Consider the following 286-nt stretch of genomic DNA (forward strand, 5'->3'; position numbering starts at 1 on the left):
TCTTATCATCCTTGATGTTTACACTGACCGTTTCTGCCTTACCGTAACCATCCCCGTCGATTTCTGCCGATACATTGATCGTTACATCTGCCTGACCGGTCTCTGTTGCGAACATACCGCCTTTCTTATATTTCGGAGTCACGATCCAGGTTGAGACTTCACTGCCCTTCTGCACATCCCACTGGATACCAAATTCTTCTCCGTCTTTATTTACACTTACCACGTCCAGCGTTGCGGCATCCCACTGCTCTTTTGTCAATGGCTGATCATTTCTCGTTGCCTCTAC

At 47.6% G+C, this 286-nt stretch carries 1 protein-coding gene; it reads right to left on the minus strand.

Annotated elements, in window-relative coordinates:
• Nucleotides 1-259, minus strand: a 259-nt coding sequence (locus PZH32_RS14105; protein WP_275208896.1) for a hypothetical protein, incomplete at its 3' end; no start/stop codon positions are given.
• Nucleotides 260-286: the final 27 nt, after the last annotated feature.

Source organism: Adlercreutzia equolifaciens, assembly GCF_029076695.1.
Classification (GTDB): Bacteria; Actinomycetota; Coriobacteriia; order Coriobacteriales; family Eggerthellaceae; genus Adlercreutzia; species Adlercreutzia equolifaciens_A.